Source organism: Microcoleus sp. Pol8_D6 (assembly GCF_036700965.1).
Taxonomy (GTDB): Bacteria; Cyanobacteriota; Cyanobacteriia; order Cyanobacteriales; family Microcoleaceae; genus Microcoleus.
The window spans coordinates 1-11,905 of sequence record NZ_JAUBPW010000114.1; the positions used below are offsets into that span (position 1 = coordinate 1).

Here is an 11,905-nt window from a genome sequence, read left to right on the forward strand (position 1 = left end):
GGCGGCGGGTTACGTCTAGTTCGGCACTCATGCGAAGGTTTTCTACTTTTAGCCGATCGTTCAAAACCAATATTTCTCTATTAGCTTGGGCTAATTGTGCGGTGCGTTCTTCTACTTTTTGCTCTAGGGTTTGATAAAGTTGGGCATTTTCTAGGGAAATAGCAGCTTGGGCAGAAATTATGCTCAATACTGCTAATCTGTCTGCTGTAAAAGCGCCAGTTGCGAGATTGTTTTCTAGATACAAAATGCCGATGAGTTTGCCTTGATTGATGATGGGGGCGCACAATACTGATTTGGGTTGATTAATTGCAATATAAGGCTCTGCGGTAAAGGTTCCTTCGCGGACGGCATCGTTTAAAACTACATCTGACTGAGTTCTTGCGACATAGTTGATAATAGATGTCGGGAGCTCCTGACTGTTATTAACAGCAAGAGATTGCAAGACTTGGACGGAACCGTCAACGTCTCCGGCAGCTTCAATTCTGAGTTCGCCCCTGCTGTTTAGCAAGATAAGAAAACCTTTTTGAGCTCCGGCATTTTCAATGGTAAGTTTAATTAAGTTTGACAGCAAGGATGCTAATACTACTTCGCCGGATATTGCTTGCGATGCTTTGATTACTGTGGTAAAGTCAAGCATTGATGAGCTGCTGCTGCCTGTGGATGTTGGCGGAAGGGATGTGGTTATGGCAGAAAGGTTTGTACCTGTTGATGTTTGTCTCAGCCATAGCTGAGGGTAGCGTTTTTCTAAGTCTTTAACTTTGGCTGCTGCACCCCAGCGGAGATAAGAATAGCGGGCATTTTGCAGGTAGGTATTGGCAATCAATGTCTTATTTTTAGATAAGTAAAATTTGGCAGCTAGTTCGTAGGAGAGGGCTTCTTCGTTGATGTATTCGTTTTCTCCAGCGGTGGCGATCGCGCGATCGTACCAGTCCATTGCTTCAAAGTTTTCTCCTTGAATGCGGCACAATTCTGCTTCTATTAGTTCTACTTTCTGCAAGTAATTCATCGGTGCGTGAGTTGCCAATACTTTCAGTTTATCCAGATTGACGGCTACTTCTTCTAAAATTTGTTCGCGATCGCTCTGGCTGACATCAAAGTAAACCGCAAGTCGCACCAGAGAATCGTAGAAATAAAAGAGGGGCGCAACAAGCGAACCAACCACTCCAGCTAAAGATGGCGCTGCTAAGTCAGCATATTTTACAGCTTCAGCAAATTCTCCAAAGAGATAACAGAGAAGCGTTTTTTGCAAGTAAATAATAAAAACTGCACTACGATTGTTTTTTTGCAGCATCATAGGCAACTGCGTGTCTTCATTATATGCTTCCCCCATTAGCTTGCAAGGATTCTCCGAGCGATCGATTAAGTTGAGAACTACCTGCCGGATTACTTCATTGCTGGTCAAATCAAATTCTTGCTTGAGTTGGCGTATTATGCCATGGTAGGCAGCTATTTCTCTTTCCAATTCTGTGAGTTCTTTGCCAACAAAATAGCTATGCCAGCAGTACACACTGGCATTGTGGCAGGCATTTCCTATGTCTCCGGTTTCCAAACCGATTGCCCAACCATCATGCGACAGCTTTAAAGTTTTCCTAACCGATTCTTTGTAATGTTTGACAAAAGCATTAACGCAGTGAAGCGTGTGTGCTTTAACTGTGCCGGCGTTAATTCGCTCCAGCAAATGTAAAGCCAGTTCGCCAAATCGATAGCCAGATTCTATGTCGTTGAAAATCGCGCTAAAAAGCATTCCACAACGGGCATAAGCGGGCAAAGAATAAGGATTATTGCCATATTCTAGGGATAAATTTACCAGTTTAAAAATCAATAAAGGCTGGAGTTTTGGGAAGGAAAAATAGGCAACATCAAGAGTGCTGGATATCACCTGCATGGCTGCTAATTTGTCCGGGGCTGTCATCAGTGGTAAATCGATTAAATCTTCGATTTCTCTGCCTGTTAGCGCTGCCTGAGTTGCTTGCAGCGCCGCCTCAATATCTGTCGTATTGGGCTGTTTGGGAAAATGTATATCTAACAGTTCTAGCACTGATAAAGCTGTGTCTAATGCTTGCTGGAACTGGCTTTGGGCTAACTGAGAGCGAATTTTTACTTGATAGACTTTTACTTTATCGATCACTGTTTTGGCTTGTTGCAGCACGGAAGTTGCTAATTCCTCCATCTGCTCGAAATCGGTACTGATGTAAGCGGCTTCTGCTGCTTCTTCGTAGAGATTCAGCGTTAAGTCGTATTGGGTTTGCCAACTGTCTGCACTTAATAATTGCCTGCCCGCCGCGAAGTAATCTAGTGCTGATTTATAAGCAGCGGAAACTTTGGCTTTTTTGCCTGCTAAAAGGTTGAGCGCTGCCAGTTCATTGCGCTGTGGCTGCGTGGCAATTAATTCGCTGCCAAAGTTGAGGTGATTGACGATATCAAATATTTTATGTTGTCGCTGTTCCGGCGTAGTATTTTCCAACAAAAGTTGTCCGACTCGATAGTGAACAACTTGCTTTTCTGGTTCGGGAATTAGAGAATAGGCGGCTTGCTGGACGCGATCGTGCAAAAATTTGTAATAAACAGTTAAATCTTCTGAACTTTGCTCTAATTCTAGAAATCTGTAATCATTCCCCACGGGAATAATTAAATTTTGCCTAACTGCTTCCAAAAGTTTCTCGTTAGTTGCTTTTACTGAATTTTCACTAACAATCGCCAACATTTTTACGTCAAATTGGTTGCCAATGCAAGCAGCAAATTTTAATATTTGCTGTGTTGCCTGGGACAGTTTTTGAATTTTTCCTGCCATCAGTTCGACTACATTGTCAGTAATTCCCTTGGCTTGAATTTGCTCTAAATCCCACTGCCAGTCTCCCTTTGCCCCCTCAATCTTCGGAGAGGTGGGTCCAAATTTCAACAGTTTCTCAGCATAAAGTGATTTGAGAAACTCGTTAATAAAAAAGGGATTGCCTTGAGTTTTTTGCAGGACTAACTCTGCTAAGGGCAGGGCTTTTTCGAGATGGCATTTAAGAGTATCTGCAATTAAATAATTGACATAATTTAACTTTAAAGGTAAGAGGGAAATTGAATTAATTACGCATCCAGTTTTCTGAATCTCATTAATTGTTAACATCAGCGGATGGGCGGCAGTGACTTCATTATCCCGATAAGCACCAATCAGAAACAGATATTGCATATCTGGGTCGGTGATTATCAATTGAAGCATCTGCAAACTTGCGGAGTCTGCCCACTGCAAATCGTCGAGAAACATGACTAAGGGATGTTCAGGCTTGCAAAATACGCGGATGAAGTTATGCAATACTAAATTAAACCGATTTTGGGATTCAGCGGAAGGAAGTTCGGATAATTCTGGCTGCTTGCCCACTATTAATTCTAATTCGGGAATTACATCAATAACGACTTGAGCGTTAACTCCAACTGCTGTTAATATTTTTTCGCGCCACTGTTGGAGTTTGACTTCTGTTTCTGCGAGCAATTGCTGCACTAATTCTTGAAAAGCTTTAATGACGGCGCTGTAAGGAATATTTCGCTGAAACTGGTCAAATTTCCCGGCGATGAAATAACCTTTTTTTCGGGTAATGGGTTTGTAAATTTCTTGTACTAATGCTGATTTGCCAATGCCGGAATATCCGAATACTAACATCATTTCGGAATGTGGTCGGCTGTTGGGGGATGGCTGAGTGTCTGAGGTTAGACTTTCTGCTTCTTCCTGCAAGCTACCTGCAACTCGCTCAAATGCCGCCAGCAGGCTTTCTATTTCTGTTTCTCGGCCGTAAAGTTTTTGAGAAATTTGAAACTTATCTGAAATATCGTGCTGACCAATAGGAAAGTCTTCTATCTTGCCTTGAGTTTGCAGTTGAGTGAGACATAACTCTAAATCTGCTTGAATTCCCCAAGCGCTTTGATATCGCTCTTCTGCGGTTTTTGCTAACAGTTTCATTACGATATCTGAAACAGGTTTAGGAATCTCTGGATGGACTTCTTGGGGCGGAAGGGGTTGTTTAGCGATGTGACAGTGTACTAATTCGATCGCGTCATTACCTTCAAAAGGCAGTTGATTGGTTAGCAGTTCGTAAAAAGTTGCACCTAGGGAATAAAAATCAGCGCGGTAATCGATGCCGCGATTCATTCTTCCGGTTTGTTCGGGTGCGATATAAGCTAAAGTTCCCTCTAAAACGTTGGGACTTATTAGGGTAGGATTTTCTATAGACAAGACTGTCGAAATGCCGAAGTCAATAATTTTGACTTCCCCGGTTTTGGGGTTGATAATTATATTAGATGGGTTAATGTCTTTGTGGATAATATTAGAGCTGTGAATCTCATCCAACATCTCGACAGCTTTGATAGCGATGGGGAGAAATTCCGCTAAGGTTATCTGACGTTCCTGCCGCCATAAACTTAAAGATTCAGCGCCCTCATCCTCGAAGACGATGGCAAGAGAATTATGATATTTTTCTAAGCTGTAAGCTTTAACAAAGCCTGAGAAATTCAGAGTTTGACTGATTTGGTATTCCTGCTGGTATCTCAGCAGTTGTGCTGGCGTTGGCAATTCTTCTTTCAGCAGCTTGAGGATGATCGGTAGGGGTTCGGCGTAGCCGTCGCGTAGCGAATCGCGATCGCGAATTCCGCGATAAACTAAGGAATTTTCGCTTTCATAGATTTGGGTTAAAATCTGATATCCGGGAATGCCAAGCATAGTTTAAATTGTCCGTTTTGAGCTTTTGCGCTTTCTGTGCAGCAGTTGCAACCCCATCTTGCCATTATTGCTCATATATGAATGCAGTGGGAGATCGATCGCTGCCCCTGCATAAAAAACGACTGTTTGCAAAATCGGGGTGCTTCCTAGTGCGAGAGATTCAAAAGTAGCGAGAGAATAGCTTTGGATATTTTGGGAGATGTCTATTGTTAAAACATTTGATAGGCAATGGATCTTACTCCTGACTTCTGACTCTTGACTCAGGACGAATGCTAGATATACAAATATTTGTGCCTTCTCCCCATGATGTAGGGTGCGCACGGCGCACCTTACACATCTGGAATCACCTATAACCTAATGATTGCAACTTAATTTCAACTACAAATATTTCTGGAACAACAAACCCATTTTCTCCTTAGTTGCCGCCGGCACTTGGTCCAGCCGAGTCAGAATTGCATATTTTAAAGCTGAATGTGCATCAGATACTGGGGGATTTTCTGTTAGTCTACGGACTGTTTCTTGAATGACTTTTTGAGCATTCTCTGCATTGCGGTGCAAATTTGCTATTACCATTTCTACTGTTACGCTGTCGTGATCCTCGTGCCAGCAGTCATAATCGGTGACTAATGCTAAAGTTGCGTAGGCAATTTCTGCTTCTCTGGCTAATTTTGCTTCCGGCAAATTTGTCATTCCGATGACTGTCGCCCCCCAACTGCGGTAAAGGTGGGATTCTGCTTTTGTGGAAAATGCGGGGCCTTCCATGCAGACATAAGTGCCGCCCCGGTGCAGGGTAACGTCGGTGAGGTTCAAGGATTCGATCGCACTTGCCAATACTTTAGCCAATTCGCCACAAACCGGATCGCCGAATGTGATGTGAGCGACTATTCCTTCTCCAAAAAAAGTAGAAACTCGATTTTTTGTACGATCGATAAACTGATCCGGCACTACCATATCTAAAGGTTTCGCCTCAGCTTTCAGAGAACCAACCGCCGACGCTGAGATTAAATACTCAACTCCCAAACTCTTCATTGCATAAATATTTGCGCGATACGGCACTTCTGAGGGCAAAAAAGTGTGGTTGCGGCCGTGTCTAGCCAGAAATGCTACCGGCGTACCGTCCAATGTTCCCACAATTGCGGCATCCGATGGTGATCCAAAAGGTGTATCAATTTTCACCTCTTCAATATCTTTGAGGGCCTCCATTTTATACAAACCGCTGCCGCCGATTATTCCGATTTTTGCTTGTGCCATTTTTACCCTCTGCTTGAGTTTTACCACAGTGATTCTATCGGGCCATCGTTCAGTTGGCGTAAAGATAATTCAAGATTTCGTGACAAAAGTCACCCTGCATACACTATTTTGTCACTAAAATTATGTGATCGCAATCACAAAGTAGCTTCACAAAATCTTTAAAAATAAAGGTACATAGTTCTGTTACTTATTTTTAGGGTGTTAAGACCATGACAGTCAGCTCTGCTAACCTCCCCAAAATCTCGATCGAGGCGATCGTCGAGCGCATCTTTGCTTTTCGCCAGATTACCCCCCTTGACAGACGGCTGCTGAAATCAGCAATGCTAGCCCAGAAAGGTCTGAACGAAAAAGACCAGTGTCACATCAACCGAGTTTGTCAGGGCATCCAAAACGGATTGATTTTAGTTGTAGAATAAATTTGCAGCACGATCTCTTGCGAGCTCAACAAGCTGTGTTAAAATTTGTGTCTGAGTTTGTATTTGCTGGAACTGAGTTCGGGCGGTGTTTTACTATTTTTCGGCGCGCGATTTTTCGACATCACAAATAATATTATTTACATCTTATCGATCAAAATTTAACAGCCAAAAGCCTGTATAAGTCATGCCACTATCATCGGGCTGGACTAACAAAAAATGTAATCCTTTACTTAATTGCTTGCGCTGTTGGTAAATTTGGGCCGCGGCTTTCACCTCGCTATCTTCAAAAGTAGCCACAACCCACCTATCTACTAACCCAGCTTCCAATATCAATCCGTCTGGTTCTCCAGCAATATAATTCAAAGCAAAAGGTTTCGCATCCTGAAGCCATCTAGCCAACCGCATAGACTGGCGTCCACCGTCAATCACAACTCCCGGTACGGTTACTGTTGAGGCCAAGCCCAAATTCAGCGGTAACAGCAATTCTGGCATTTCCAAAATTGGCAGGGGACGCCCTTGGAAAGCCTCTTCAATCTCGCCGGCGGGTAGGGAAGCAAAACGCCAGCCATCGCCCCAGAGGTTTTCGGGTAAGGGTACGGGCGGCGGCGAGTCGAGGGCGATCGCGCTGTAAGTTTCACCTGTATAATTAGGCATACTCGAATATTCTTTGGCGCGTTGTTGCAGCAGCAATTTCAGAGCCGCAGTGCGCCGAGTCGCTTCCACCTTGACACCCAAAGCTTTGCCCGCAGCTTCGATTAAGCCCAGAGACTGAGGCCTAAATACTTGAATCAATTCGGGCAAATTTTGGGTTTCAGCTTGCTGCTGCAACTGCGAAGCTAGCCAATTAGAATTTGCGTCCCCCTGACGGCAAACAGCGCTAAATTGAAAACTGCCTTCCGAGTCGCAAATTAAGAGTTCCCAGAGTGGTTTGGCAGTTTCGTCTTGGAGAGGGCGGCGGTAAAAATCGGCTTGCCAAATACGCATAAATAATTAAAAAATAAAATCTACAACTCGATAATTTTAATATAGCTTGGTGACAATCCGATACAATACCGAACTTTTAAAAAAACTTCGAGCTATATATTCTCAGTTCATAGTCAAAAAAACGGCAACTGTAGGCCCGCGAGCCAAACCGTGAGAGTAATCACTCATGTCCTAATCAAAATCTAAAATCTACAATCTAAAATCTACAATCTAAAATGGTATAACGGCTCGCTTAGTCATTTTTCCTTAGCAATTAGCCATTCCCAAAATCATTTAAGATAGCGAACCAAATACATATCCAATTCGCCCTTATTTTTAGCATAAATTTTTCCTCGGTATTCGCATTCAAAAAAATCTCTAACTAATTCAAAGGTTGTATGAGAAATATTGATATTTCCAGGTACGCCGGAAGATTCCATCCGAGATGCAGTATTAACTGTATCTCCCCAGACATCATAGGAAAACTTTTTATTGCCAATTACCCCAGCAAGTATTGGGCCTGAATGAATGCCAATGCGGATATCCCAATAAGGGATATTTTGTTGAGCTTTCTGTATTTTTCGCAGAGCCATGAACTGTCGAATTTCTATGGCAGCAAGTACAGCGTCAAAGGCGTGTGTTGGGCGAGGGGTAGGAATTCCCGCCGCGCACATATAGCTGTCGCCAATAGTTTTCAATTTTTCCATAGAGTATTTATCCATCACGCGATCGAAATAAGAAAAACAATAGTCTAGTTCGTCAACTAACTCTCGCGGCGTCATTTTTTCAGATAACTGAGTAAAGCCTTTAAAGTCTGTAAATAAAACCGATACGCTATCATAATAAAGTGGTTCCACTTTGCCGTTATTTTTCAGTTCCTCGGCAATTTCAACCGGCAGCACGTTCAACAGTAGCTGATCAGATTTGTGCTTTTCGGCATCGAGCTCGGAATACAGGCTATTTATCTCTTTAAAACGTTCAGCATTGCGGATGGCTGAGGATAGTTGCAAAGCCAAAAGATAGCCAATCCGCAAGTCTTCTTGAGTGTAAGCTCTCGACTTGGTTGTGGCAAAATTAATTGTCCCTAAAACCTTACCTTCGCTTTCCAAAGGAAGGATAATTTGCGAAGCGTAGGGGGATAAAATAGCAGTAGCACCCGCTTCTTGAATTAATTGAGGTTGACGTGTTGTGAAAGCCTTGTGAATAGGGCCGCCCTCTGGGAGGGCTGCAATATCTACAGGGATATGCCTGCCAAATAAGGTCATGCAAGTGTTAGTGCTGTGCAGGCAAACGCTACAGTGTTCAAAGTCTAGCAACCATTTGGCTTGCTTGCCTAGTACCCGCAAAATCTGGTTGAGATCCAGGGTGCGGTTAATGGCAGTGGCAACTTCGTTGACAGCGGAAATGCGAATGGAAAGCGCTTGAGCTTCTGCTAACAAACGGCGGGCTGTCAGCAGAAGTTCTTCTCGATCTAGATATTCTAGCCGCTCGCCCATAATAGGGGTATAAAATATAGATTACAAAGCATCTATTTCGAGGGCTATTGCATCAGTGTATCGGTTGACAAAGCTAAACAAATCTGCTGTCGCAATAATCTCAAAGATTTCTGAATCATCAAGTCCTAAATCCCGCAGGTTTTGGTAATCACTTTCTGTCATTTCCAGCGGTTTTGTAGCAGCCAGCAAGCCAAAGGTAATTACGGCTTTATCACGTTTTGGCAAAGGGCAGTTGGCAAAGTCAGAAACTAGGGTTCGCAGTAGTTCTTCGCTCATCCCCAAGGCTGACAATCCGTGCAGGTGAACTTGGAGAGCGTACTTGCTATTATTTGATTGGGAAATAGCGACGCCGACCATTTCTTTAAGGGTACGGGGTAAGTCTCCTTGCAGAATGGTTCCCCGGAATTTTTTCCAATTTGCTTCTAATATGTCAGGGTTGATTGCCATTGACTTGAACAGGTTGGGGACGATGCCAAACCCCAAGTCTGTCAATATTTCTTCGTACACTGCTTTAGCTTTAGGATCGGTAAGTTGTTCGTATTCTATAAGTGGAAAGTGTGTCATTGTTGTGTTTAATTTTACGGCAGTTAATTGGGGTGGGAATTTACGTGTTTGTTATGTAATGCCACTCAAAAGGCGACCTTACGACCTATCTTGGCTTTAGTCGGATTGATGATAAAATGCACCGCTGTCAGCAAACCGCGAATCATGAAAATGAGCTAGCAACAAATCTGATTCTTGAGGCTGGATTAAACCTGTAATTATAGCAGTAACAGGAACCCATAAAATTCTGTTGCGATCGGGTTTTACGGCTAATTTTAGATTTTTCCAATGGTTGTTGTCAAGTATCGGCAATTCATCTGGCGCGACGGCGTGAAATCTTACCACAACTCTTGAATTAGATAATGCTGTTCCGTTCGCTAATTTTTAGGCAAAAAACACTGTTCGATCGCTCCGGCTCCACAAATGCGCTAAATCTTATGATCCGGCGCGCACAGGGGAAAAAACAAAATGCTGTGCGATCGAGTTTATTGAATTAGTCAGAGGCTCGATCGACAACCCATGCCCCAGATAAGCTAGGCTAACGCCTGCGACTGGAGTTATTATGGGTAAACTGTAAACTTCTATCATTGTCGCTGCATTTGCTATGAACCCTGCCCTGACTCAATTTGGCGCTCAGATGTCCCACCTCACGGGAGTTCGGGCAATTATGAAAGATATTATTGAAACTCTTAGAGCCGGCAGCGGGCAGGAGTTTATCAATTTGAGCGCCGGAAACCCGGTGATTTTGCCGGAAGTCGAGCAGTTGTGGCGCGACTGCACTGCGGAACTTTTGGCGGGCCCGGAATACGGCGAGGTGGTTTGTCGCTACGGTTCGAGTCAAGGTTATCAGCCGTTGATTGATGCGGTGCGGACGGATTTCAACCAGCGTTACGGATTGAATTTGACCGATCGCAATATTCTAATTACTCCCGGAAGTCAATCGATTTACTTCTACGCAGCCAACGCTTTCGGCGGCTACACTACCAGCAAACAGCTTAAAAATATTGTTTTACCGCTGAGCCCAGACTACACGGGTTACGGCGGCGTTAGCTTGATTCCCGAAGCGGTAGTCGCCTGCAAACCCACCCTCGATATTGATGCGGCTGCTCACAGGTTCAAATACCGCCCGGATTTCAGCCAACTGTCGATCGACCAAAGCACCGGTTGCGTCATTTTTTCCCGTCCCTGCAACCCCACCGGCAACGTTCTCACCGACGACGAAGTTAAGAAAATTGCCGATTTAGCGGCCGCTTTCGACGTGCCGGTGTTCGTTGATTCCGCCTACGGCCCTCCGTTCCCGTCCTTGAACTTTACCGAAATGACGCCGATTTTTGGCGGCAATATCGTGCACTGTATGAGTTTGTCGAAAGCCGGATTGCCGGGAGAAAGAATCGGAATTGCGATCGGCGATGAAAAAATCATTCAAATATTAGAATGTTTTCAGACCAATATGTGCATTCATTCGCCGAGATACGGACAGGCGATCGCCACTCGTGCCATTACGTCCGGCGCTCTTGCCGATATTTCCATCAACGTAATTCGGCCATACTATCAAAGCAAATTTGCGATCGTAGAAAGCACTCTAGAACAAGCAATGCCGAAAGATTTGCCGTGGTTTTTGCACCGGGGCGAAGGAGCAATTTTCGCGTGGTTGTGGCTGAAAGATTTGCCAATGACTGATTGGGAACTGTATCAAGAGTTGAAGAAAGTGGGTGTAATTGTCGTGCCGGGAAGTTCTTTCTTCCCCGGTTTGCGGGAAGATTGGCAGCATAAACATGAGTGTTTGCGTATCAGTTTGACTGCAACAAATGATGAGATTGAAACTGCCATGAAACGCTTGGCTCAAATGGTAGAAAAGCTTTATCAGTCAGTAGTTCGTAGTTAGTGGTTATTGTTTGGTTGTTAGTTCTTATATCAAGTCCGGTTGCACCGGACTTGTATAGTGAGCTGATTTCACCTATTCATATACTCCAAAGTTGATAAAATGCTTTATGAGCCATTGATTTAGCTCTATTAAGGATTTCTTTTTCAGTCCACTGATTGGCATTTAATAAATCCGAGTCAAGAGGATAACCTTTGTTAACTAATATTTTGATTTTCTGTTGAAAATCTAAATTTTTTAACTCTTCACTATTGGTTTTTTTATCTACGAGTATTAAATTACCTATACCTCCAACTACATCTTCATTACATTCTTTAGACTGTGGTAGTATATGCTCGATGCTGGTAAATTCATAATCTATAGGTAAGCCATTAATGTTTTTTCCCATAAAGCGACTTAGTATATAAGTAATAACTTTCTTATTTCTAGTTTTGCTTTTGGTATAAATAAGTTTGGTAAATTCTATTTCAAATTCTTCAAACTCAGCTAACTTAGATTTAAGACTTGTACTTAAAGATGAAAATATGGACTGAATTTTGTCATGGTTATTAGTTTGAGTAAGATCCCTAGCATTTTTATAATACCAATTTCCTAAAATAGTGCTACAGTTAGTAGGTGTACCTTTGGTGAATTAGTACCCAAATATAAAGAATAA

Annotated in this window: 9 protein-coding genes; 2 read left to right on the plus strand and 7 right to left on the minus strand. The window is 43.2% G+C overall.

Translation table 11 applies throughout. The features are described from left to right. Together QUA10_RS27725 and QUA10_RS27730 are read right to left on the minus strand one after the other, a co-directional pair. On the minus strand, nt 1-4,699 hold a 4,699-nt coding region (locus QUA10_RS27725), incomplete at its 3' end, for an AAA family ATPase (protein WP_333086439.1). A gap of 378 nt (nt 4,700-5,077) precedes the next feature. Beyond that, nucleotides 5,078-5,950, minus strand: coding sequence for an S-methyl-5'-thioadenosine phosphorylase (locus tag QUA10_RS27730; protein WP_333084174.1), 873 nt, complete (start codon nt 5,948-5,950; stop codon nt 5,078-5,080). A 209-nt stretch (nt 5,951-6,159) separates the two neighbouring features. Between QUA10_RS27730 and QUA10_RS27735 the strand changes: the two genes are divergently transcribed. Beyond that, on the plus strand, nt 6,160-6,366 hold the full coding sequence (locus QUA10_RS27735) for a hypothetical protein (protein ID WP_015177188.1): 207 nt from the start codon (nt 6,160-6,162) through the stop codon (nt 6,364-6,366). Nucleotides 6,367-6,510: 144 nt separating this feature from the next. On the opposite strand, the gene QUA10_RS27740 is transcribed toward QUA10_RS27735, so the two are convergent. The 4 genes from QUA10_RS27740 to QUA10_RS27755 form a co-directional block, all read right to left on the minus strand. Then, nucleotides 6,511-7,350, minus strand: a complete 840-nt coding sequence (locus QUA10_RS27740) for a Tab2/Atab2 family RNA-binding protein (RefSeq protein ID WP_333084171.1) — start codon at nt 7,348-7,350, stop codon at nt 6,511-6,513. 269 nt (nt 7,351-7,619) lie between these two features. Continuing rightward, on the minus strand, nt 7,620-8,825 hold the full coding sequence (locus QUA10_RS27745; RefSeq protein WP_333084170.1) for an adenylate/guanylate cyclase domain-containing protein: 1,206 nt from the start codon (nt 8,823-8,825) through the stop codon (nt 7,620-7,622). Nucleotides 8,826-8,846: 21 nt separating this feature from the next. Continuing rightward, nucleotides 8,847-9,389 (minus strand): peroxidase-related enzyme, encoded by a 543-nt coding sequence (locus QUA10_RS27750; RefSeq protein ID WP_333084169.1) that lies wholly within the window; start codon nt 9,387-9,389, stop codon nt 8,847-8,849. Between the two features lie 96 nt (nt 9,390-9,485). Continuing rightward, nucleotides 9,486-9,713 (minus strand): hypothetical protein, encoded by a 228-nt coding sequence (locus QUA10_RS27755; RefSeq protein WP_333084168.1) that lies wholly within the window; start codon nt 9,711-9,713, stop codon nt 9,486-9,488. A gap of 259 nt (nt 9,714-9,972) precedes the next feature. Between QUA10_RS27755 and QUA10_RS27760 the strand changes: the two genes are divergently transcribed. After that, nucleotides 9,973-11,253: a valine--pyruvate transaminase gene (locus tag QUA10_RS27760; RefSeq protein ID WP_333084166.1), complete on the plus strand. Its 1,281-nt coding sequence runs from the start codon at nt 9,973-9,975 to the stop codon at nt 11,251-11,253. A 76-nt stretch (nt 11,254-11,329) separates the two neighbouring features. On the opposite strand, the gene QUA10_RS27765 is transcribed toward QUA10_RS27760, so the two are convergent. Continuing rightward, nucleotides 11,330-11,848: an HNH endonuclease family protein gene (locus QUA10_RS27765; RefSeq protein ID WP_333086440.1), complete on the minus strand. Its 519-nt coding sequence runs from the start codon at nt 11,846-11,848 to the stop codon at nt 11,330-11,332. Nucleotides 11,849-11,905 lie beyond the last annotated feature (57 nt).

What these genes read in the sequence shown, in the direction of transcription:
- QUA10_RS27730 (WP_333084174.1), bottom strand. Translation starts at nt 5,950, where the DNA reads ATGGCACAAGCAAAAATCGGAATAATCGGCGGCAGCGGTTTGTATAAA.
- QUA10_RS27760 (WP_333084166.1), top strand. Translation starts at nt 9,973, where the DNA reads ATGAACCCTGCCCTGACTCAATTTGGCGCTCAGATGTCCCACCTCACG.
- QUA10_RS27735 (WP_015177188.1), top strand. Translation starts at nt 6,160, where the DNA reads ATGACAGTCAGCTCTGCTAACCTCCCCAAAATCTCGATCGAGGCGATC.
- QUA10_RS27745 (WP_333084170.1), bottom strand. Translation starts at nt 8,825, where the DNA reads ATGGGCGAGCGGCTAGAATATCTAGATCGAGAAGAACTTCTGCTGACA.
- QUA10_RS27750 (WP_333084169.1), bottom strand. Translation starts at nt 9,389, where the DNA reads ATGACACACTTTCCACTTATAGAATACGAACAACTTACCGATCCTAAA.
- QUA10_RS27740 (WP_333084171.1), bottom strand. Translation starts at nt 7,350, where the DNA reads ATGCGTATTTGGCAAGCCGATTTTTACCGCCGCCCTCTCCAAGACGAA.